This window comes from Sediminibacterium sp. (assembly GCF_051860225.1).
Classification (GTDB): Bacteria; Bacteroidota; Bacteroidia; order Chitinophagales; family Chitinophagaceae; genus Sediminibacterium.
Genome location: NZ_JBHYEI010000002.1, coordinates 89,257 through 112,429 on the forward strand (window position 1 = coordinate 89,257; position 23,173 = coordinate 112,429).

A 23,173-nucleotide genomic window follows, 5' to 3' on the forward strand; every position below is an offset into this window, starting at 1 on the left:
TCATTTATCAATCGTTTTTATGGAAAGAATCTATCTAGACAATGCAGCAACTACGTCATTAGATCCTGTAGTATTGGAAGCCATGATGCCTTATTTAACTAAGCACTTTGGAAACCCCTCTTCTATTTATTCCTATGGAAGAGAATCTAGGATGGCGATTGAAAATGCTAGAAAATCGGTTGCTAAAATTTTAAATGCTCACCCTGCTGAAATTTTCTTTACAAGTGGTGGTACTGAAAGTAGCAATATGGCTATTACTGCGTCTGTAAGAGACCTAGGTTGTAAGCATATTATTAGTTCACCTATTGAACACCATGCCACGAGTCATACGGTGGAATATTTATACCAAAATGGGGAAGCTGCATTAAGCTATGTAAAGTTATTACCCAATGGACATATCGACCTTGAGAATCTGGAGGCCTTACTTGCAGATAGTGAAGAGAAATGTTTAGTTACATTAATGCATGCCAATAATGAAATAGGCAATATGTTGGATATTCACGCTGTAGGGGAGCTTTGCAAAAAACACAATGCTATATTCCATTCTGATACTGTTCAAACAGTTGGCCACTTCCCTTTCAATTTAAGAAATACCCCTGTTCATTTTATTACTGGAGCTGGCCATAAATTTCATGGTCCGAAGGGAGTAGGTATGCTGTACATTAATGAAAATGTTAAGATTAAACCATTTGTTCATGGCGGTAGCCAAGAAAGAAATATGCGTGCAGGCACAGAGAACCTATATGGTATTATCGGTTTTGCCAAGGCACTTGAACTCGCAACGGCTAATTACGAAACCGACAGCACCTATATTACTGAATTGAAGTTGTATATGATGGAACAACTTCAAAAAAATATCAAAGGCATTGCTTTTAACGGAGACCCTATTGGCCAATCTTTATATGCTGTTTTAAGTGTTAGTTTCCCCAAAACTGAAAAAAGCGAAATGATTCTTTTTAATCTAGATATTAATCATATTTGTGCGAGTGGCGGTAGTGCTTGCACCAGCGGGGCCGACCAAGGATCGCATGTAATTAGAGCTATTAACAATAACCCTAATCAAGTTACTGTTAGATTTAGCTTTAGTAAGCATAATACCAAGGCTGAAATAGATGCTGTTGTTGAAAAATTAACGGAACTAATCTAGAGGTCTTCCTCTTCTTCTGTTCCAAAATTTTCAAAATTCATCATACTACCCATCAAATCATTAAAGCTTAGTTTGCCGTCTATTGATTTTTTACTGATCATCGAATAAGCGGCCAATCCGTGTAATACAAACTCCATGAGTAACGCATTTTCGTTAGCATTGGCTTGTGGATAGTATTTTTTAACCAAAGCATACAATCCATCTATTTGATATAGGGTTTCAATCTTTGCAGCATCTTTCATGTCTAATAATAATTCAATATGATTGCCCGCATCAAACCAACGTGTAATGGTTTTATATGGACTCTCGTTAGCAGCAGATTCTTCGGAAGGTTTCTTTCCAGTATTTCTTCTTTTTTTAGCTTGTTCTGGATTCGGGAAATATTGAATAAATAAATGTCTCACCGATTTGTCAATCAAATTAACTGAAACCTGATAAGGGCCTTCTTGTTCGCCTTCATAAACTAATTCAATTTTACCAGTAATAGCTGGTATAATACCGTTTAAATCACTAATCCAGACCTGCGTATTGGCTTCATTATGAATGATGGCACGTCTTTCGGCACTGCTAACAGCATTCTCTAATGCAGCTATAGTAAGTCTTGCACTTACTCCGCTCTTTCTATCAACATATTCATTAGACCTAGCTTCAAATGCAACTTGTTCAATAATTCGTTTTACTAAATCACTGATATTGACTCTTTCTTTTTGTGCAGGTAAAATATTGGCTTCTTGCTCAGTAATAGCTAATGAGGTTTCAATATTTTTAGGATAGTGAGTGAGTATTTGGCTTTCAATACGGTCTTTTAATGGGGTTACAATACTTCCTCTATTGGTATAATCTTCTGGATTTGCAGTGAATACAAACAAAATATCTAAAGGCATTCTTAATTTAAATCCTCGGATCTGAATATCTCCTTCTTGTAATATATTAAACAATGCTACTTGAATTCTGGCTTGTAAATCGGGCAATTCATTAATGACAAAAATGCCTCTATTGCTTCTTGGGATAATTCCATAATGAATGACTTTTTCATCTGAAAAACTCAATTTTAAATTAGCCGCTTTGATGGGATCAATATCTCCAATTAAATCTGCCACACTTACATCTGGCGTAGCTAACTTTTCTCCATATCGTGCTGTGCGGTGTACCCATTCGATAGGTGTATCATCTCCTTTTTCTGCAATCAAATCATGCGCATATCTACTCAATGGTTTAAAAGGATCATCATTTACCTCTGAACCAGCTATTATTGGAATATACTCATCCAACAAATCAATCATTTGTCTGGCCATCCTGGTTTTTGCTTGACCCCTTAACCCGAGGAACAAAATATTATGCTGACTTAATATAGCCCTTTCAGTATCTGGTATCACCGTATCCTCATATCCCATTATTCCAACAAAAGGATTTTCCTTTTCTTGTATGGTTTTAATCAGGTTATTCCTTACTTCTTCTTTAACCGATTTGGATTGATATCCACTTGCTTTAAGTTGGCCTAGATTATAAATTGTATCGTATTGAACCTTCTTTGCTTTTTTCATGCTAATAAACTGTTTTTCTTTTTCCGCTTTCAAAGTCTTTGAATATAAATGCACCTAATTTATCTAACGAAGCAAAGTATGCTTTGCCATTGTTCATTTCAGTAAATTCCTGTACAAACTGCTGCAGATAAGGGTCTGAAGCAATCATAAATGTGGTGATGGGTATCTTTAGTTTTTTACACTGTGCCGCTAAATTGATGCAACGATTCACTACTTTTCTATCTAACCCAAAACTATTTTTATAGTACTGTTTGCCTATTTTTAAACACGTAGGCTTACCATCCGTAATCATAAAAATTTGCTTGTTCGGATTCTTTCGTCTTCTTAGCAAATCCATTGCCAATTCTAATCCTGCAACAGTATTAGTATGATAAGGTCCAACTTTTAAATAAGTTAGGTCTTTCATTTCAATACTCCAGGCATCATTCCCAAAAACCACAATATCAATGGTGTCTTTGGGATATTTAGTCGTGATTAATTCACATAAAGCCATGGCTACTTTCTTAGCTGGAGTAATTCTGTCTTCCCCGTATAATATCATTGAATGAGAAATATCAATCATTAATACGGTAGAAGTTTGTGTTTTGAAATCAGCTTCTCTTATTTGTAAATCATCTTCGTGCATCGAGAAGGCTTCTACTCCCCTATTGATTTGCGCATTTCTTATACTCTCTGTGAAATCAATTTGCTCTAACATATCCCCAAACTGAAATGGCCTGGTATCAGAATTGACTTCGTCTCCTTGACCTGGCTTAAAAGTTTGATGACTGCCCTTACCCGCTTTTTTGAGTTTACCAAAAATCTCTTCTAAACTTTTTTTGCGAATAGTCTGCTCAGACTTGCCAGTAATACTAAAATCTCCGTTTGCTGGATCTTCTTTTAGGTATCCGTTTTGCTTGAGATCTTCAATAAAATCGCCCATACCATAATCCTTATCCGTAAAATGGTATTGTTTGTCCAATTCATTCATCCAGCTCAAAGATTCAGCTGCATCACCACTGGTATAAGTAAGCAATTGCATGAATATGTCTAGCAATTGTTCATATTTAGTTTTGCCGTTTTGATTTGGATTATAAGAAAAAAATTGATGACCAATCATACCTTAAGTTAACAGTAATTAGTCGATTAAGTTCAAAAAAAAATCGCCCCGAAAAATCGGGACGATTGAATATAGTTTATGTAAAACTATTTACTACTGTCTCTAGGCGCCATTAACTTACCTGGAATTTGAATAGATGGATTATAAACAGACTTCATTCTTTCTAATCCTTCCATATATCCTTCAGCAATTCTTTTTTCATCTTCCATCAACTCGGCTTTTTTGCCTGTTAATGAGTTATAATACTTTATTTGCTGTTGCAAATCTTTGCTAACTGATTTAGACACTTTATCAATCAAAGCCTTGTCATCGGCCATGTAACAAGCTTCTAGGAACATTAATGTGTTTCTATTGTGCATATTACCTCTACTCACCATTCCATAAGGGAAATTATCTTCGTCCATTAATTGATCTACTTTTTGCAGTGCTTTGCGAGCATCTTCTTTTCTTCCCTTAGCAGCTAAATCAATTGCTAATTCTGTATAAGCAGTTCTAATGCTATTTAAATGCCTTCTGTTCTCTTCATCAAAATACACTCCTTTAACATTGGCATTTCCTGCAGCAAACACATTCATGGCTTTAGACAACATCCAATCAGTATTTACTTTAGAGCCTTGAACAGGTACTAATCTATGGCTAAGACCATCTCTGCGTAAAAATTCATCAAATCCTAATTCTACTTGGGGATTGGTGAAATATATGGGACGATTCCATTTATTCGCAGCTATGATATTCAAAACCGCCATATCATTCTTCATCATGGAACCTTTAGGTAATTCAAAACGAAGCTCACTAACAACACTGTCGTTAGCATTAACTGTTTTATTTGCCAAGACTTGTGCTTTGTCTACTGGAACAGAGAACTTTCTTACAGGGAATGTGCTCAAAGCTTCCCCATTGCCCCTATCTTCCATATTGATTGGATCATCACTACCTACATAGTTTTTCATTAAATCATATAGATCATAGTAGCGATCTTCAGGAATATTCGGTTTAGGACGATACAATGCATAATCTCTTTTCCCTCCTTCAATTTGTTCTGCAGACCAGATTACATCTATTGGAGCACTTTCATTTACCTTGTATCTCATTTCATTTATATACCAGTCTATACCTAATAAACTATAATTGATTACACGTATATCAGGTCTGATGCCTTCCACTTCCTGTGCATACCATAATGGATATGTATCATTGTCTCCAAAAGTAAATAAGATGGCATTGGGTGCACAACTTTCTAAGTAATCACGGGCTAAATCTCGAGCCAAAACCTTTTTGCTTCTATCGTGATCATCCCATTCTTGCTGCGCCATTAATCCTGGTACAGCCAATAAACAAATAATCGTAGCAAGGCTAGCTGCAATAGCAGGCTTCATTTTTTTCTCTAAAAAAGAAATAACTCCCATAACGCCCAAACCAATCCAAACAGCAAATGCATAAAAACTTCCCACATAAGCATAATCACGCTCACGTGGTTGATTACCTGCCTGGTTTAGGTATAAAACAATCGCAAATCCTGTAAAGAAGAACATTAGCAAATTAGCAAATGCATCATCTCCTCTTTTTCTTCGATGGTATACAAAACCTAAAATACCTAAGATGAAAGGCAAGGCAAATAGTTTATTGTTTGCCTTATTATTTTTAAGTGAGTCAGGCAATTGGGATTGGTCTCCGTAAATTAGATTATCAATAAATGAAATACCAGTAATCCAGTTTCCATCGCGCACATTTCCAGTGTAAACACCTTGAATATCATTTTGCTTACCAGAAAAATTCCACATGAAATAACGGAAATACATCCAATAAACTTGATAGCCAACAAAGAATTTGACGTTATCTACCTGATTTGGGGCACGCTCGTATGTGCCGTCTTTTAATTTTGGAATATTTAAAAATGCGGAATAATAATATGCATGATATTGATCATCACTTGCGTCCCAAACCCTTGGGAATAACATTTTATCTTCTGGATTATATACGTATTTTTTGTCTTGGCCAACTTCAATGTATTTATCACGAGCTTTTTGGTATCGCATGCCTGTATTCTTCAAATCAACAGGTTGTGCAGTGAATTTTTGACCATACAATAATGGAAAATCTCCATATTGTTCACGTCCCAAGTATCCTACTAAGCTCATTGGATTATCAACATTATACATATCCACCGAAGGATTTGCACTACTTCTAATCATAGTAGTCAAATAAGTACTGTAGCCAATAAACATAAAGCTGATGCACCAGATTGAAAGTGTTAAATAAGGCCAAGCTTTCTTAGCTGCTACTTTTAAACCGTACCACAATAATGCTGCTACCAAAATAAAGAATAGCGTGAATCCACTAAAGAAAGGCATTCCTGCTCCATTCACCATCCATCTATCAAATGAACCAGCCAATTTAATTGAATATTGAATAACACCTACTTGAACAACTCCCGTTATTACACATCCAATTACAAAAAATATATAAATACCACCATAATAATCTTTTTGAGCAGGCTTCCATTTTTCAATGATAAATAATAGTCCTACGCCTACAATAGTGGCCAAAATCATTAATCCACCAATGGTTCCATCCATAGGAACATTATCAGTTGCTTCAGCTGCTGCTCCTACCAAAGCGGCAATAAAGGCCAAGCCGCCACCAACTGATACAATCTTAATGAACCAAGAACGAATTATTGTATAATTGAAATTTGCTCTTTTTCTGAAATAATATACCATCACAATGGCAGGAATAGTTAGTAAGTTCAACAAGTGAACACCAATAGACAATCCCATCATAAAGAAAATAAAAACAATCCAGCGGTCTGCCCCTGGTTCATCTGCATGGTTTTCCCATTTCAAAATCGCCCAAAACACAATAGCAGTGAAGAAAGAAGATAAGGCGTAAACCTCTCCCTCTACAGCGCTGTACCAAAATGAATCGCTAAAAGTATATGCCAAAGCACCCACTACACCAGCACCCATCACACTCCAAATTTGATAAGTGCTTAAAGTATCTGATGTTTTTAATTGACTGATTCTTCGTGCAAAATGAGTAATTGTCCAAAATAAAAATAGAATAGTGAATGCACTTGCAATTGCACTCATCATATTCACTGCTTTTGCAGCACTCATTGGGTCATCACCAAACAAGATGATAAAAATTCTGCCTAGGATTACAAATAATGGTGCACCAGGGGGGTGAGGTATTTGTAGTTTGAAGCAACTACTTACAAATTCACCACAATCCCATAAGCTTCCACCCGCTTCGGCAGTAAGGGTATACACAACACTGGCAACAATGAAAACCAGCCAGCCCGTAATGTTGTTAATCTTGTTAAACTGCATATCTGTTTTGGTTTTTAAAGACTGGCAAACATAGTTGATTATAGGTAAAATTTGAAATACTTGGGGCTGTTTAAACCATTTTAAGAAAGTTTTTACAGGTATACCCGTTTAATCAATTGCATGCCAGATAACTACTAACTGTTACGATGCATGATTTTTGGGTTGGCTGCATTAACTTTGCAGCAGAATGAACCAGAAGCAATCAGTCGCATTTCATACTTTAGGGTGTAAACTCAATTTTTCAGAAACTTCTACCCTTTCCAGAATAATGGAAAAAGAAGGTTTTGAAAAAAAGGATTTCAATGATTTGGCAGATGTATATGTAATCAACACTTGCTCGGTTACAGACAATGCAGATAAAGAATGTAGACAAATTGTAAGAAGAATTCAAAGAAAATCCCCTGATAGCTTTGTAGTAATTACAGGCTGTTATGCGCAACTTAAGCCCAAAGAAATCGCATCGATTCCTGGTGTTGACTTGGTTTTAGGCGCTGCTGAAAAATTTAATATTACCCAACATATTAAAACTTTGGCAAAAACAACTGATCCTGCAAAAATATGCAGTTGTGATATTGCTGAAGTAAGCGGATTTAATGCTTCTTTTTCTCAGCATGATCGAACCCGTACTTTTTTAAAAGTTCAAGATGGCTGCGATTATAATTGTTCTTTTTGCACCATACCAATGGCAAGAGGAAAAAGCAGAAGTGATACTATTGAAAATGTGGTTAAAAATGCAAGGCTTTTAGCAGCAGAAGGGGTTAAAGAAATTGTATTAACTGGGGTAAACTTAGGTGATTTTGGGAAAGGCCCAGATGGAGAAAAGATTCATTTAGAAAGCTTTTTAGACCTTGCAAAATCTTTAGATTCTGTTGAAGGGATTAAAAGGTACCGCATCTCTTCAATTGAACCCAACTTAATCACCAACGAATTAATTGAATGGGTTGCTTCTAGTGATCAATTTATGCCTCATTTTCATATTCCCTTGCAAAGTGGATCCAATAAAATTCTAGGATTGATGCGAAGGCGCTATAAAAGAGAATTATATGCTGAACGTGTAGCCTTAATTAAACAATTAATGCCGCATGCTTCTATTGGGGTAGATGTGATTGTTGGATTCCCAGGAGAGTCTGATGAAGATTTTAAAGAAACTTTTGACTTTCTTCATTCATTAGATATCTCTTATTTGCATGTATTCACTTATTCTGAAAGAGATAATACTAAAGCACTCGAAATAAAACCTATTGTACCTATCAATGTGAGAAATGAGCGCAATAAGACGCTGAGGAATTTATCTTACATGAAACAGCAGTATTTTACACAACAACATAGCGGAACATCCCGTTCTGTTTTATTTGAAGCCTATAATAAAGACGGAATGATGGAAGGCTACACAGATAATTATATCAGAATTAGCACTCCTTATCGAGCAGAATGGGCAAACCAATTAGTTGATTGGACTATTTAGGAGTAAGGAAATTGGCAGGAAACTCAACAATCATGACTTGCCCCAAACTTTGTAATTGCACATAGACTTTTTTCTTACCTCCCCTAATTACAGTTCCCTCTTTATCCATGAAAACACCATAATTGACTTTTATTAAATCCCCATTACTAAATCCTTCGTCTGATATAATGGAGATGCGAGCTTCTTTCTCGGCCAAATATGATTTTATACTATTTACTTCCTCGTCTTTAATGACAGCTGGTTTACCCAAGTAATATACAAAATTGAGTGCCCCATCAGTCATTAACACTTTAGTTTTTTCAGTATCATCAATCCTTACAAAGACATACGATTTAAAAAGGGGTTCCTCAACAATTTTCTTACGATCTGACCATTGCCGTTCTACTTTTTGAAGCGGGCACCAACTCTCAATTCCTTTTCGTACTAAAACAGTGTCAATCTTTTTCTCCCATCTTGGTTTTGTATAAATAGCAAACCATTTTTTCTCTAACTTCTTTTCCATAATTTTTTGTGCGTGACTTGATTATAAAAAAGTAGTATTAATTTTTAACTGTATTAAACTGTTGCATGGCAAGCTCTTGAATAATTTTCACCCCTGCATCAATTTGTAAATCTTGTTTTAATAATTTCAACCATTCCTGATAGCGTATCCCTTTATTCTTGTCTGGGTTATTGTAAAATTTATCTTTATCAGCTTCCATTGCTTGCACATTTAAGTCTGATTTCAATTTCAACAAATTATTATTTTGACTTACAGTGTTAGTGATTTGTTTTTGCATTTGTTTAAACTGATCTATTTGCAAATTGATCGGATTCTCTCCATTTTGAGATAACCATTTTAAATTGTTTTGTAAAAGAATCAAATTTTCATCGGACATAATTCTAGCTTGTTGATTCTTAATAATCATATCTAATTTGTTTGGCCCAAAACCATCCCAAGGTTGGTATTTAGTTTGAGGTATTGCATCCCAAGGCAATGAATTAGGATTGTCTTTCTCACGTATTTTAAGGTATTCATACGTATCAGGCATTACAATATCTGGCACTACTCCTTTTAATTGAGTACTTCCCCCATTAACTCTATAAAACTTTTGGAAGGTTAAGCTAACAGCACCAAATTCAGTTCTTGTGCTATAAAAATCTATAGGTCTTCCAAATGGAATAGGTCTTTGTACAGTTCCTTTGCCATAAGTTGAACTACTTCCAATAACAATACCCCTTTTATAATCTTGAATCGCTGCAGCAAAAATTTCACTTGCAGAGGCACTCAATTCATTAACCATTACGGTTAATGGACCATCATACAAAACTGATTCATCATTGTCTCTCCAAGTTTGTTGATCAACTCTCCCATCTCTTTCTTTAACCTGTACAACTGGTCCTGTTTTAATAAATAAACCAACCATTTTTACAACTTCTAACAAAGATCCACCTCCATTATTTCTAAGGTCAATAACAATCCCTTTTACATTTTCTGCTTTCAATTTTTTAACTTCGGTAGCAACATCTTCAGAACATTTGAACCCATTTTTATCTTCAAAATTGGCATAAAAATCAGGTAATGCGATATAGCCAATTTTATCCGAACCCTGTTGAATGATAGCGCTTCTTGCAAGACCTTCATCTTGCTCAATCTTTTCTCTGATTAATGCAACCGTTTTAGTAGTACCATCTTGTTTCTTAAACGTGATTCGTACTTCAGTTCCTTTATCACCACGTATCAATTTAACTGCGTCTTCAGTACCATACCCACTCACGTCTACTGGCTCATTAGATCCTTGTGCAACTTTGATAATGATATCTCCTGCAACAATTGCCCCAGATTTCCAAGCAGGCCCACCCGTAACAACACTTGCTATTTTAATTCCATTATCGTCCTGTTGTAGTTGAGCACCAATACCATAAAATTGATTGCTCATTCTTTCATCAAAAGCTCTTTTTTCTACTGGTGGATAATAGTCGGTATGAGGGTCCATTGAATTAGTAATCACATTGATAAATGCATTAAATCTTTGATCTTCCGTAAAAGTTGTTTTAATCCGATTAAATGTTCTATCCATCATTTTTAGCACACTAGTTCTTGCAGCTAGTTCTAAACTATCATCGGGCAAAACTTTGAAACTATCTTTCCCTTTGTTTTTTTCTCTTTCCTCTTGTAAGTCTATATAACGCTCTAAAGCATAATATTTTAACTTCTTTCTCCATCTATCTTTTCTTTCTGCTTCAGAACTAGTATAACTTAATTTTTCGCCATCCAATTGAACAGATTCATTAATGGTATAATCAAAGGGTTTTGATAAGATGTCTTTATAGTAAACCATAGTTTCGGCAACCCGTTTTTCATAAATAGCACTTACTGCTGGCTGAAATTGAATTCCTGAACCATGTATTTCATCATCAATAGATGTTTCATATTTTTTCAACCCATTTATATCAGCTGCAATAAAAATACTTTTATCGCCATCTAATTGGTCTAAATACGCATTGAAAATTTTTTTTGAAAAATCATCATTGATTTTTTTTGGACTATAATGTTGTTGCTCAAGAAGCGCTCCAACCGTACTTAATAACTTTTGTTGTTGCGCTATTTTTTCATTGGAATCTGTACCATAAATACTCCTAAATGCGATAAATAATGAACCAAATAATACCAGAGCCGTTAGCACTAATCCTTTTCTACTCTTCATAAATTGCTTTAATTTTTGCATGATCTATTCAAAAATAATCTAAAATAAGGTTTCATTGTCATCTATAAAACCAATTAACAAAGGTTTGGATGAAGTTTTTTTAAAAAAAATTTACTACTTTTGCATTCCACAAAAACGGAGGGCGTAGCTCAGTTGGTTAGAGCGTCAGTTTGTGGCACTGAAGGCCGGGGGTTCGAGACCCCTCGTTCTCCCACTTAAAACCTATAAAACATATGTTTTATAGGTTTTTTAAATTTAACCCATGAAGCTTCTCTATCTTATCCCTTTTATTTCTGCTTTTATTGGTTGGTTTACCAATTGGATTGCTATTAAAATGCTATTTCACCCAAAAAATCCTGTGAAAATTTTGGGAATCACTTTTATTGGCATTTTTCCTAAAAGACAGGCCCAATTTGCCGAAAAACTTGGCAAACTGGTGAGTGCAGAACTATTATCGTTCAATGATATTGAGTCAAAAATCACCAATACAAATAATATCGATCAACTAATGCCTCAAATTGATGCATATATTGACCATTTTCTTAGGGTTAAATTAGCCGATCAAATGCCAGTTATTAGCATGTTTATTGGAGACAAAACCATACAACAGATGAAAATGGTTTTTATGACAGAGTTAAAAGAGATATTCCCTGGCATAATGAAGTCATATATGGGAAACCTACAAAAAGACCTAGACTTAGAAAAAATTGTAGTAGAAAAGGTGAAAGGATTTTCTACTGACAAGTTAGAACAAATATTAAATGATATAATGGCTAAAGAATTCCGATTTGTTGAAATTATTGGAGGAGTCTTAGGCTTTATCATAGGTATTGTTCAAGTGATTTTAACCCTAATTTCTTAGTCACCGACGGATGAAACAGCCTATTCGCCGATTTTGTTAAACTTTATCCATTCAGGCTTGTCATATTACCGCTCATAAAATGCAATAACCATTCGAGCGGAGTGTAAACCAACTTTGTATTTATTAATAATGATGTATATGCGTAAATTTTTAGGATTAATGGCATTTTTTGCCTTGTTTTTTATTACTACAACTGCACAAATGCCAGGAATGATGGGTGGTAGAGGTGGCGCCAATGGAGCAGCTGGTCAAAACTTAAATATTGGTCATTTTTATGGAAAAATAGTAGACAGTAAAACCAACAAGGGTGTTGAAGGGGTTACAGTGCAATTAAGAGGAAATAAATTTGATACCGCTACTAAAAAGATGAAAGAAGTCATTTTGGGCACTATCATTACTAAAGCTAATGGAGATTTTAGTTTTGAAAATCTTTCCTTATTTGGCAATTTTAAATTGAATGCAACTGCTTTAGCATACAAAACAATAGATCAAACAATCAGCTTTGGCATTAAAATGCCAACAGGTGGTGGTGGAAATATGCAACAAATGTTGGGAATGGCTGATAAAGATTTAGGGAACATTAAAATGGAAGAAGATGCAACTAATTTAGGTAACGTAACGGTAACTGCATCTACCAAACCGCAATTTGAATTAGGGATTGATAGAAAAATATTTAACGTAGACAAAAACTTAATGGGTTCAGGGCAAACTGCTACAGAATTAATGAGAAATATCCCTGCATTAAACGTAGATATTGATGGTAATGTTACTTTAAGGAATGCAGCTCCTACCTTATTTATTGATGGTCGACCTACAACAATCACCTTAGATCAGATCCCTTCTGATATTATTGATCGGGTAGAATTAATAACTAATCCTTCAGCAAAATATGATGCTTCAGGTGGTAATGCCGGTATTCTTAATATCGTATTGAAGAAGAACAAGAAAGTAGGTTATAATGGTGGTATTAGAGCTGGTGTTGATTCTCGAGGCATGTTTAATGGCGGAGGCGATATCAATATTCGTCAAAACAAATTGAACTTTACAGGTAGCGGTGTAATTAATCAACGTAAATCAATCTCTGAAGGAATTACTGATAGGAACAATATTCTAGCAATTCCAAGTAATATTTACAATTTACAAAATGCAACTAGTACAGGATATTTCGCATTTATTAGAGGGGGATTAGATTATTTTGTAGATAATAGAAATACCATCTCGTTTACTGCAAATTACAATAGGGGTCAATTTGATAATGACCAAACTCAAAGAGTAGACTCAACCATTAAAGGCGCGAAAACCTCTTATTCAAATATTGGTACTCAATCTACTAGTAATTTCAGAAATATTGGAACGCAGTTAAGTTACAAGCACAACTTCATGAAGAGTGGTCATAATATTTCTTCTGATTATAACTATAACAGCAGTACAAATGACAATCTTTCTAATATTAATAATTATACTTTCAACCTAGATGGAACCCAAAAAGGTATCCCCGTTTTACAGAAAGGAATTGGTTCTGGAAGTACTACCAACCACACATTTCAAATTGATTATGAAAACCCTATTTCGGATGACAAAAAGTTTGAAGCAGGTGGACGTGTAGCTATCAGGGATTTCAACAATCAGCTGAATCAATTTAGGTTCAACCAAGCAACAGGTGATTATCAATTGGTGCCACTAATTAGCAGTAGATATAAATATACTGATGCGGTTTATGCTGCATACAGTACCTATAGCTTTAAAGTAAATAAATGGAGCTACCAATTAGGCTTAAGGGCAGAAAGTTCAAATTATACTGGTACATTATTAAATTCTAAAGGAGCAGATTCAGCTAGTTTTGCAGTTAAGTTTCCATTGAGTTTATTTCCTAGTGCATTTATCACCTACAAAATTGACGAAAAGCAAGATTTTCAAATCAATTATTCTAGAAGGGTAAATAGGCCTAACTTCTTTCAATTGATGCCTTTCCCAGATTATTCTGACCCGCAGAACATCAATATGGGTAATGCTGGTTTAAAGCCAGAGTTTACCAATTCCTTTGAAATGAGCTGGAATAATGCTTATAAAAAAGGATCTAACTTCTTAGCAACTGCTTTCTTTAAACATTCTACCAATTTAATAACTAGATATGTTTACAGAGATGCAAACGCTTTAATTCCTGGAGATAGCGCATTCTTTAGCACATTTATTAACGCGAATAGCGCTCAATCTTTTGGATTAGAATTAACCAACAAAACGAGTATCAATAGCTGGTGGGAAATGACTACTAACTTAAATATTTTCAACTCTAGGATTAATGCAACCGTTCCTGGTCAACCTGATTTAGTTCAGGAGCAATGGAGCTGGTTCGCAAAAATGAATAATACGTTTAAAGTTGCGAAAGGGTTATCAATACAGTTAAGTGGAGATTATCAAGCAAGAACAGTATTACCACAAGGTGGTGGTGGAGGTGGCCGAGGCGGTGGCGGTGGAGGTATGATGTTTGGTGGCGGTCCTCAATCAGGTGCACAGGGTTATAATTTACCTAGATATGGAGTAGACTTAGCGATTCGTAAAGAATTTACATGGAAAAACGGTCGGTCTGGAAACTTGACCTTAAGCATGAACGATATATTCAGAACACAACTATTCCAAAGCTATTCTGAAAGTTCTTTCTTTAATCAAACCAACCAAAGAAGAAGAGATCCTCAAGTATTGAGATTAAACTTTAGCTACAGATTTGGAAAATTTGATGCTAGTTTATTCAAGAGAAAAAATACAAAAGCCGACCAAAGTGGCGGAATGGATATGATGCAACAATAATTTAAGAAAAAGGCCTCGATGAAAATCGGGGCCTTTCTGTTTACTTATATATTTTTCCCTTGCAACATTGGAACAAAAGAAAATTCTTCAAATAATTCTTCTTTCAATGTCCCATCTGATTGCTTAGTGATTCGCATCATTCGCTGATTGTCTCCCTCATCAACTGGAATAACCATTAACCCGCCTGTTTTCAGTTGTTCAATTAATAAAGGGGGAACAAATGGCGCTGCTGCAGTAATCAAAATTTTATCAAAGGGCGCATAAGTAGGCAACCCTTTGAATCCATCCCCGTAAAAGAATTTGATATTAGGGAAATTCTTTCTAAAATGATAATATTCCTTCTGCTCATCAAATAACTTTTTTTGACGCTCTATTGTATAAACCCATTGTGCCCCTAACTCCGCCAATATGGTTGTTTGATACATACTGCCCGTTCCTATTTCTAAAACCTTATCCCCTTTTTTTATTTGCAATAACTGTGTTTGATAAGCTACTGTATAAGGATGAGAAATAGTTTGGTCCGCCGATATAGGAAATGCTCTATTTTCATAAGCGATCTTTTCAAAAGCAGATTCTAGAAAAAAATGCCTTGGAACAGTATTTATCGCATCTAAAACTGCTTCGTCAGAAATCCCTTTATCGCGCAATATATCTACTAGTTTCTTGCGCATCCCTTTATGATTAAACCCGTCTATATATTCTCTATCCTTTCGCATGGTGCGAATATAGCAATCTATTTTAGGTTCATACTTGTGATAATTCCATTGATTTTATTCTCTAGCTCAATTTGCTTTGCATCAAATTCTGACTTACTCTTAAGCTGGGTCTTAACACTAAAATAAAACTTTATTTTAGGCTCGGTTCCAGAGGGCCTTGCAGAAATTTTACTACCGTCTGCAGTTACAAATTGTAACACATTACTTTTAGGTAGATTAATTGTCCAAGTTTCCCCAGTTTGCAAGTTTTTACCTATTTGAAGTTGATAGTCTAACAGTGTAATAACAGCAGAACCATTAATTTCAGTAGGAGGACTTGTTCTATATCCTTCCATCATTGCAGCTATTTCCTTTTGTCCATTCATTCCCTTTTTGGTTATGCTAATCAAGTTCTCATAATAGAACCCGTATTGAATATACAATTCAATCATTTTATCGAACAAGGTTTTACCCTTGTTTTTTTCATATGCGGCCATTTCGCACATCAAAGCCACTGCACTAATCGCATCTTTATCCCTAATTTGATCCCCAATCATTAAACCAAAACTTTCTTCTCCACCTATAACATAATTTTCTTTCCCTTCTAATTCTTTAATTTTTTCAGCAATCCATTTAAACCCCGTTAAAACATTGTAACAAGCAACATTATTTTGCTTCGCCACTTCATTAATCATTTCTGTTGTTACAATGGTTGATATAACCATATCATTGGATTGTGCTATCCCCTTCGCCTTTCTGGCTTCCATCATATAGGCAAATGCTAAAACTGCAGTTTGATTCCCATTCATCAAAACCCATTCGCCATTATGATTCTTAACACCTATGCCTACCCTATCAGCATCAGGATCTGTTCCTAATAATATATCAGCATTTAAATCCTGCGCCATTTTTAACCCAATACTCATCGTTTCACTCTCTTCTGGATTGGGATATTTAACAGTAGGGAAATTTCCATCAGGAGTTGATTGAGCTGTTACAATATGAACATTATTAAACCCAAACTTTTCTAACACTTGAGGTACCAATGTTATTCCAGTTCCATGAATGGGAGTATAAACGATTTTTAAATCTTTTTGTGCTTCAATTACATCTGGATAGACACTTAAGCCTTTTACCATTTCGATGTACGCATCATCTAATTCTTTACCAAGAATAGTAATATTTGCTTCTCCTCCGCTCCACTTTACTTCGTCAACACTTTGAATGGCTTCTACCTCAGTAATTACATTCTTATCGTGTGGTGGAACCAATTGGCCCCCATCATTCCAATATGCTTTATACCCATTGTATTCTTTGGGATTATGGGATGCGGTACAAACAACCCCTGCTTTACAACCTAAATACCTAATAGCAAAACTCAACTCTGGCGTTGGCCTTAATCCCTCAAATAGAAAAACTTTTATGTCATTTGCAGCAAAAACATTTGCGGTTGTTTCAGCAAAAAAACGACTATTGTTTCTGCTATCATGTGCTATAGCGAGTTTTATTTCTTCGTTTGGATAAGACTTTTTCAAATAATTAGCAAAACCCTGAGTAGCCATTCCAATAGTATACTTATTCACTCTATTAGTCCCTACTCCCATTAATCCACGTAATCCGCCCGTTCCAAATTCTAAGTCTCGATAAAAAGCATCAGCTAGTTCCTCTGGATTGTTTTGTTGAATATTTTGGATAGTATTTTTAGTTTCTTGGTCATAATTCCCATTAAGCCAAGCATTAACTCTTTGTAATATAGCAGCGTCCATTTAGTGTTGATTTTACTTTTTATATAAAGAAATGAATATATGAAAATTTATGGATTTATTTAAACTACAAAAGCCCCTGTAATTTTCCCGTCTACTGTCTCCACTTGAATATGTTCTTCTACCGTAGTAGAAATTGACAGCCCTACAAAGTCTGGTTTTACAGGGAATAACTTGTGCATTCTCTCTACCATAACAAGGGTTTGAATCGATTTGGGATGTGTGTTTAATAACGGCTTTAATGCATATAAAAGTGTTTTCCCACTATTTGTCACATCGTCTATCAGGATAATATTTGCGCCTTCTAAATGAACCTCTTCGCTCAATTCTACCTTTTCAGGTAACTGTTTGTTTAAACTCACAGATAAAATTTTAACTGAGTTTTTTAAATATGGACTAAGAAGACCGCCCAACTCGTTGGCAATTACCATTCCACTGTTTTGTATTCCTATCAAAAAAAGGGGGGCTTCTAAGCCACTAAGGCTTTCGGCAATTTCTAAGCTCATTCGTTTTAACTTCTGTTGAGCTTCAGTTGCAGTTAGAATAAATTTTTTTTCAGACATAGAATCAATTATTCCTCAAAATAACAACAATAAATTGCATTACACAATTGCTTTCATCTGTGTCTAAAACTATTATCTTAGCGTATAACTTCTTTTATGCAGTATATACAACAAGCACTCTTTCTGTTGATGGCCATTTCTGCGGTATACTTATTTTCTAAAAAAGTAGCAGAAATTAGAAGAAATATTTTTTTAGGCAAAGCCCAAGATTTTTCGGACAGCCCCAATTTAAGGTGGCGTAATGTTTTTTTACTTGCATTAGGCCAGAAAAAAATGTTTAAGAATATGCCTGTGGCTTTAATGCATTTTATCATTTACGCTGGATTCATCATTATCAATATAGAAGTACTTGAAATTGTGTTAGATGGAATATTAGGTACCCATCGATTATTCCTTCCTTTTTTAGGGAATCTATACAATTGGCTAATTAATATCTTTGAGTGGTTAGCGATGGGCGTTGTGATTGTTTGCGTCATTTTCCTTGCTCGTAGAAACTGGTTAAAACTTAAAAGATTTGTAAGTAAAGATTTAGCTGGATGGCCTAAAACGGATGCAAATTTTATCTTAATTACAGAAATTGTCTTGATGAGTTTATTCCTCACTATGAATGCCACTGATCAAATACTTCAAGATAGAGGTCAAGCGCATTATGCCAATACCGGTGGATTCTTTATTTCTGCTCAATTCATACCTTTATTTGAAGGCTTTTCGAGCAGCACATTAGTGGCAATAGAGCGAATTGCTTGGTGGATTCATATAGCAGGAATATTCGCATTTTTAAATTACTTACCTTATTCTAAACATTTACATATTGCATTGGCATTTCCCAATGCCTATTATGCAAAATTAGATTCTCCTGGCAAAATGAAAAATATGCCAGAAGTGCAAAACGAAGTATTATATGCTATGCAACCTGAACTTGCACCTACCAATGCAGCTCCTCCTGCAAGCTTTGGTGCTAAAGACGTATTTGATTTAAGTTGGAAGAATTTGATGGATGCATATAGTTGTACAGAATGCGGCAGATGTACCGATGAATGTCCAGCTAATATTACAGGCAAATTATTAAGCCCAAGGAAAATAATGATGGCTACCCGTGATCGATTGGAAGAAGTGGGTAAAAATATCAACCAAAATAATTCATTTGTTGCAGATAATAAATCATTATTGCACGATTATATTTCAGTAGAAGAACTAAGGGCATGCACTACATGTAATGCTTGTGTTGAAGCTTGCCCGGTTAGCATTTCTCCTCTAGACATCATCGTAGAACTAAGAAGGTCTTTAATTATGGAAGAAAGCAATGCACCTCAAGAATGGAATGGAACGTTTAGCAATATTGAAAATAATTTTGCCCCTTGGAAATTCTCTCCGGATGATAGAGATAAATGGGCAACCGAAATGAATGCTTAAATAATTTAAACATCTAAAAAAATCGAGATGAAAATTAATACAATGGCCGAAATGATGGCTAATGGGGAATCACCTGAAATACTATTTTGGGTGGGATGTGCTGGAAGCTTTGATCAACGTGCCCAAAAAATCACCAAAGCATTTGCTACCATCTTAACTAAAGTAGGTATCAAATTTGCGATATTAGGTAAAGAAGAAGCTTGTACTGGTGACCCCGCAAGAAGAGCTGGAAATGAATTTTTGTTTCAAATGATGGCTTATCAAAATATCCAAGTATTGAATGGATATAATATCAAAAAAATTGTAACTACCTGCCCACATTGCTTTAATACATTAAAAAATGAATATCCTGAATTAGGTGGAAATTATGAAGTTATTCATCATACCACACTAATACAAGAGTTAATCAATAATGGCAAAATTGTCATGAAAGAAGGGGGTGATTTTAAAGGCAAAAAAATATCTTATCACGACAGTTGTTATTTAGGAAGGGCCAATGATATTTATGAAGCCCCTAGAAAAGTATTAGAAGCATTAGATGCAGAGTTGGTAGAAATGAAACGCTGCAAAACCAATGGGCTATGTTGTGGTGCAGGTGGAGCTCAGATGTTTAAAGAAGATGAACCCGGCACTTCTCGGATCAATATGGACAGGGCTGATGAAGCGCTTGAAACAGGTGCAAAATTCATTGCTGCTGCTTGTCCTTTCTGCAATACAATGATGAGTGATGGGGTTAAGAATAGAGAGAAGGAAAATGATGTAGCAGTATTAGACATCGCCGAAATGATTGCGGAAAGCATGGTTTAATTTGTAACTTTGTGGTATGAATTTAGTGGACTATCAACAATTTTGCCCTGAAGATTTTAGCAATGATTCAAAAGTTTGGATTTATCAGAGCAGTCGATTATTCAGCATTGGCGAAGCATTTGAAATTGAATCAATATTAAAAGAATTTGTATCCAATTGGAAAAGCCATGGGGCTCCAGTTAAAGGATTTGCCAATTTATTTTTTGGTCAATTCATCGTGTTGATGGCTGATGAATCGAATACTACTGTTGGTGGTTGCAGTACAGATAGTTCCGTACATATGATTAAAAAAATGGAACATCTTTTTAAAGTGGATCTATTCAATCGACAAAATTTAGCTTTTTTCATTAAAGATAAAGTGCAGTTATTACCCCTTACACAACTGAACTATGCCTGGGAAAATCACTTTATTGAAAGTGATACAATCTATTTTAATAATACTATAACTACTAAGTTGGGGTTTCTAAATGATTGGTTAATTCCAGTGAAATCTAGCTGGCTAAAATCAAAAATAAAGTCACTCAATACAGTTTAAGCTTTTGCTTTTCTAGCTTGATTTAAGGCTTTGTTTTTTTCCTTTTCACTCAAACTACTTTTCGGAACCATTCTATTTAATTGATAACTAATTGAAATTCGATAATTCCTACTTCTAGTTGCGCTGAAACTCTCTAATTGAAATCTTGGCCCATTCGTTATTGAAATAAGTTCTTGTGGTGTAAAAGGGTCAATGGCATTAAATGATACAATCAATCTTCTATTGAACATTTTATGCTGTACACCTATATTGGTATTAATATTTGTTCTGCTGATACCTTGCGGATTAGCATATCGATTGTATCTCGCAGTTCCTTCAAATGTCCATACACTATTGGGCGTGTAAGTATAATTGACATTAGTATAAAAAGAACCACCGTCTTGGTATAAATACAATTTCTTTTCATTAGCCCCATATTGATTATAGGTATACCCAAGGCTAGCATTCATTCGAAATTGCTTATTAAAAGTGTAGCCACCAAAAGCACTTGCTTCATACTCTTTTCGATCGGCTATATTCAACCAAGTGATATTGGTTTTTCCGCCTTCCACTAAGGTTCTAATTGTATTAAACACTTGTGAAACATTATTCATACCAAATGATGTATTGAAATAATATTTACCTTTTGTATAATTGAAATTCAAGTCAACATTATGAGAAAGCGTAGGGAGCAAATCTGGATTACCATATCGTATATTGTAGGGGTCCGAATAGTCAATATTGGGATTTAATTCCCCAATTCCAGGCCTTCTAATAGTTGCTCTATACACCAAAGAAGTATTGAATACCTTATTAAAATCTTTCCGCAAAGTAAGGTTGGGTAAAAAATTCCAGAAAGTGCTTTTTACATTAGCGCCATTCCCTTTTATAAAATCAAAAGAATTATTTGTATGTTCTGCTTGTGCACCAAAAGAAAAACGCAAATCTTTTTTAAACCACAAACTAAATCCAGCCCTAATCGTAAAAATTGACTGTTTAAAATAAAAATCATTACTAAGTAATTCATTAGGTATCATATTACCGTCAGACTTTCTTAGAAAACTTGTATTTAATTGATTATGAAACCAAGATGAATAATACGTTGCACCCGCATTAAATTGACTATTTTTTAATTTTAATGGCTTTATATATTCTATTCTATTTGAAACACTTTTGTTGAAATTATTAAAGAATTGAGATTGAGTTGAATCTATACCAGTTGGTACCATTCCAGTACTTAAAAATTGCTGATAAAAATCGCGATCATTATCATTTTTGCTAATGTTAGCAGAAACAAAAAACTTTAATTGTTCAGCCAAATTCCGGGGTGATTTGTAAATATATGACCCTTGTAAACTATGCGTAAACCCATCGCCTATACTTTCGTTCTCTCTATTACTTATTCGATAAGCTTCTTTAAATTGATTAAAATTAGTGAACTGATTACTACTAATATTTTCAAAGTAATTCATGTTACCTTGATATACAAAACTAAAAGAATGACTTTTAGTGTGTTCATAGTCTAATTGGGTTCTTAGACTAGGTCGCAGATTTCTATTGGTAGAATTACTTGTACTATAAAAACGATTAGTGGAGTCTGCATATATATTGGTACGATTACTGAAGCTATTCCCAATCAGTTGACTAGCGCCTAGACCTATCGTTTGATTGTAGGTAAATTTTTTATTTCGATAACTAATATTACCTGAAAAATTACCCTCGCCTCTACTACCTGCACTGATATTTAATCTTCCAACCCATCCTATTTTCCCCTTTTTTGTAATAATATTAATTACACCTCCTGTTTCAGTTGCAAACTGCGGGGGTGGATTCGTCATGATTTCGATTTTTTCGATACTACTACCTGGTAAGCTTTCTAATAAGTCTTGTAATTGCTGGGCATTTAAATCGGTAGGCTTATCATCAATTAATATCTTTGGCTCCTTTCCTTTAAGCAATAATCTTCCATTAGGATCATTGTTAACAAGGGGTATATTTTTTAATAAATCAGCGGTACTTGAACCATTACTTAAAGCACTTTCACCAATATTATAAGTCAATTTATCGTCTTTGTTTTCAAATAATGGTTTCTCTGCATATACAATCACTTCGGTAAGGGACTTATCTGAAGCCAAGGCCAATTTTATATCACCAAGATTAAAATCAAATCGTTCTGCTCTTAAATAAATACTATCTAATTGGGTTTGAACAAAGCCCATTGAACTAATTTGTAATCGATAATACCCTAAAGGCAATTGTACAAATTCAAAACTTCCATTTTTATCTGACAAAAGACTACGTTTTAAAGAATCATCGGTGAGCCTTATTAAGCTTATTTTTGCAAATGGAACGGCATCGCCCTTAGTAGCATCTACTAAGGTACCCATTATAATTCCAAGGTTTATCTTGTCCTTTGATTGGGCAATAATATGGGAACTAATGTATAAGAATAGGAAAAGAAAAAGACCCCGTCTATTAAA

Annotated in this window: 16 protein-coding genes and 1 tRNA gene; 8 read left to right on the forward strand and 9 right to left on the reverse strand. The window is 34.8% G+C overall.

The features are described 5' to 3' along the window. Positions 1-19: 19 nt before the first annotated feature. On the forward strand, positions 20-1,147 hold the full coding sequence (locus tag ACTIEI_RS07235) for a cysteine desulfurase family protein (protein ID WP_439505623.1): 1,128 nt from the start codon (positions 20-22) through the stop codon (positions 1,145-1,147). Here ACTIEI_RS07235 and ACTIEI_RS07240 read toward each other — a convergent pair. The 3 genes from ACTIEI_RS07240 to ACTIEI_RS07250 all read right to left on the reverse strand — a co-directional run bounded on the left by ACTIEI_RS07240 (position 1,144) and on the right by ACTIEI_RS07250 (position 7,119). Continuing rightward, positions 1,144-2,691: a sigma 54-interacting transcriptional regulator gene (locus tag ACTIEI_RS07240; RefSeq protein WP_439505624.1), complete on the reverse strand. Its 1,548-nt coding sequence runs from the start codon at positions 2,689-2,691 to the stop codon at positions 1,144-1,146. The genes ACTIEI_RS07235 and ACTIEI_RS07240 overlap by 4 nt on opposite strands. 1 nt (position 2,692) lies before the next feature. Continuing rightward, positions 2,693-3,790: a vWA domain-containing protein gene (locus ACTIEI_RS07245; RefSeq protein ID WP_439505625.1), complete on the reverse strand. Its 1,098-nt coding sequence runs from the start codon at positions 3,788-3,790 to the stop codon at positions 2,693-2,695. A gap of 86 nt (positions 3,791-3,876) precedes the next feature. Further along, positions 3,877-7,119, reverse strand: a complete 3,243-nt coding sequence (locus ACTIEI_RS07250; protein WP_439505626.1) for a glycosyltransferase family 117 protein — start codon at positions 7,117-7,119, stop codon at positions 3,877-3,879. A gap of 187 nt (positions 7,120-7,306) precedes the next feature. Between ACTIEI_RS07250 and mtaB the strand changes: the two genes are divergently transcribed. Beyond that, positions 7,307-8,584 carry a tRNA (N(6)-L-threonylcarbamoyladenosine(37)-C(2))-methylthiotransferase MtaB gene (gene mtaB / locus ACTIEI_RS07255; protein WP_439505627.1) on the forward strand — a complete coding sequence of 426 codons (1,278 nt, stop codon included), beginning with the start codon at positions 7,307-7,309 and terminating at the stop codon, positions 8,582-8,584. Here mtaB and ACTIEI_RS07260 read toward each other — a convergent pair. Further along, complete coding sequence (locus ACTIEI_RS07260) at positions 8,577-9,086, reverse strand: UpxY family transcription antiterminator (protein WP_439505628.1); 510 nt, start codon at positions 9,084-9,086, stop codon at positions 8,577-8,579. The two genes, mtaB and ACTIEI_RS07260, sit on opposite strands and share 8 nt — an antisense overlap. A gap of 37 nt (positions 9,087-9,123) precedes the next feature. Beyond that, positions 9,124-11,271 carry a carboxy terminal-processing peptidase gene (locus tag ACTIEI_RS07265; protein WP_439505629.1) on the reverse strand — a complete coding sequence of 716 codons (2,148 nt, stop codon included), beginning with the start codon at positions 11,269-11,271 and terminating at the stop codon, positions 9,124-9,126. Between the two features lie 138 nt (positions 11,272-11,409). On the opposite strand from ACTIEI_RS07265, the gene ACTIEI_RS07270 reads away from it, so the two are divergent. From ACTIEI_RS07270 to ACTIEI_RS07280, 3 genes are all read left to right on the forward strand, one after another. Next, a tRNA-His gene (locus tag ACTIEI_RS07270) sits at positions 11,410-11,483 on the forward strand. 50 nt (positions 11,484-11,533) lie between these two features. Further along, positions 11,534-12,133 carry a DUF445 domain-containing protein gene (locus tag ACTIEI_RS07275; protein WP_439505630.1) on the forward strand — a complete coding sequence of 200 codons (600 nt, stop codon included), beginning with the start codon at positions 11,534-11,536 and terminating at the stop codon, positions 12,131-12,133. A 138-nt stretch (positions 12,134-12,271) separates the two neighbouring features. Beyond that, a complete protein-coding gene (locus ACTIEI_RS07280) occupies positions 12,272-14,938 on the forward strand; it encodes a TonB-dependent receptor domain-containing protein (protein ID WP_439505631.1) in 2,667 nt (888 codons plus the stop codon). A 44-nt stretch (positions 14,939-14,982) separates the two neighbouring features. Here ACTIEI_RS07280 and ACTIEI_RS07285 read toward each other — a convergent pair whose 3' ends face one another. The 3 genes from ACTIEI_RS07285 to ACTIEI_RS07295 are packed head-to-tail and all read right to left on the reverse strand — an operon-like array spanning position 14,983 to position 17,959. Beyond that, entirely contained in the window at positions 14,983-15,654 is a 672-nt protein-coding gene (locus tag ACTIEI_RS07285) for a protein-L-isoaspartate(D-aspartate) O-methyltransferase (RefSeq protein WP_439505632.1), read from the reverse strand. Between the two features lie 17 nt (positions 15,655-15,671). After that, complete coding sequence (locus tag ACTIEI_RS07290; RefSeq protein ID WP_439505633.1) at positions 15,672-17,399, reverse strand: phospho-sugar mutase; 1,728 nt, start codon at positions 17,397-17,399, stop codon at positions 15,672-15,674. 59 nt (positions 17,400-17,458) lie between these two features. Then, complete coding sequence (locus tag ACTIEI_RS07295) at positions 17,459-17,959, reverse strand: phosphoribosyltransferase family protein (RefSeq protein WP_439505634.1); 501 nt, start codon at positions 17,957-17,959, stop codon at positions 17,459-17,461. A gap of 96 nt (positions 17,960-18,055) precedes the next feature. On the opposite strand from ACTIEI_RS07295, the gene ACTIEI_RS07300 reads away from it, so the two are divergent. From ACTIEI_RS07300 to ACTIEI_RS07310, 3 genes are read left to right on the forward strand one after another with little or no spacing between them, the layout of a single operon-like run. Then, positions 18,056-19,372: a 4Fe-4S dicluster domain-containing protein gene (locus ACTIEI_RS07300; protein WP_439505635.1), complete on the forward strand. Its 1,317-nt coding sequence runs from the start codon at positions 18,056-18,058 to the stop codon at positions 19,370-19,372. Positions 19,373-19,399: 27 nt separating this feature from the next. Continuing rightward, positions 19,400-20,179: a (Fe-S)-binding protein gene (locus ACTIEI_RS07305; RefSeq protein ID WP_439505636.1), complete on the forward strand. Its 780-nt coding sequence runs from the start codon at positions 19,400-19,402 to the stop codon at positions 20,177-20,179. Positions 20,180-20,195: 16 nt separating this feature from the next. Then, positions 20,196-20,714, forward strand: coding sequence for a hypothetical protein (locus ACTIEI_RS07310; RefSeq protein WP_439505637.1), 519 nt, complete (start codon positions 20,196-20,198; stop codon positions 20,712-20,714). Here ACTIEI_RS07310 and ACTIEI_RS07315 read toward each other — a convergent pair. Continuing rightward, on the reverse strand, positions 20,711-23,080 hold the full coding sequence (locus ACTIEI_RS07315) for an outer membrane beta-barrel protein (RefSeq protein ID WP_439505638.1): 2,370 nt from the start codon (positions 23,078-23,080) through the stop codon (positions 20,711-20,713). The two genes, ACTIEI_RS07310 and ACTIEI_RS07315, sit on opposite strands and share 4 nt — an antisense overlap. Positions 23,081-23,173 lie beyond the last annotated feature (93 nt).